At 65.5% G+C, this 621-nt stretch carries 2 protein-coding genes; one reads left to right on the top strand and one right to left on the bottom strand.

Translation table 11 applies throughout. The features are described from left to right. The coding region (locus tag IG99_RS43520) for a winged helix-turn-helix transcriptional regulator (RefSeq protein ID WP_037684578.1) at positions 1–193 on the top strand (193 nt) is incomplete at its 5' end. Positions 194–333: 140 nt separating this feature from the next. Here the strand turns inward: IG99_RS43520 and IG99_RS51290 are convergent. Next, positions 334–621 (bottom strand): hypothetical protein (locus IG99_RS51290; protein WP_234312186.1); only part of this gene is annotated, 288 nt, incomplete at its 5' end.

Genomic DNA, 621 nt, shown 5'->3' with positions numbered 1-621 from the left:
GCAGACCCTGCGCGACCTCGAAACCGGCGGACTGATCACCCGCACCGTGCACACCAGCCGCCCGCCGACGGTGCAGTACGACCTGACCGATCTCGCCCGCGGCGCCACCACCGCACTGCAACACCTGCAGGACTGGGCCGAAGAACACACCAGCGACTACGCCCACCACCGAAACACCCCCACTCTCCCGTAGCCCTGAAAAGGGCAGGCTCGGAGTGCACACCTCGCAGTCACTCGCACCAGCCTCCCGACGCAACGATGCTCGATCGGACCCGAGAGCCCTCCCCACTCTGACGGCCGTCATCCCTAGGCGGAATGGCGGCCGTCGGGGCCTCAGCGTCCCAGACCGCAGGGAGTTGCCGTGATAGTTCCGTCGAGGTCCTCCTTGAGGACCGGTGGTCTGCGGCTGCAGGTGAGATCCGTGTACCCGCCCCGAAACACCGTCCGAACCAGCTCGTTGACATCCTTCACGCGAGGGTCAGGGCCGTCGATGAGACACTCCGTCGGCAGGTCGTCGGCTAGCTTGATCTTTAACCTGTGCGGCGGGGTCGTGGGGTCGTTGACTTCTTCGTTCGCTGTTTCGTAGTGCCTGGTTTGCGGACGGTGTGCACGTCGTAGCGC

Source organism: Streptomyces griseus subsp. griseus, from assembly GCF_000720255.1.
Classification (GTDB): Bacteria; Actinomycetota; Actinomycetes; order Streptomycetales; family Streptomycetaceae; genus Streptomyces; species Streptomyces griseus_I.
This window is presented reverse-complemented; position numbering and strand designations above follow the sequence as displayed.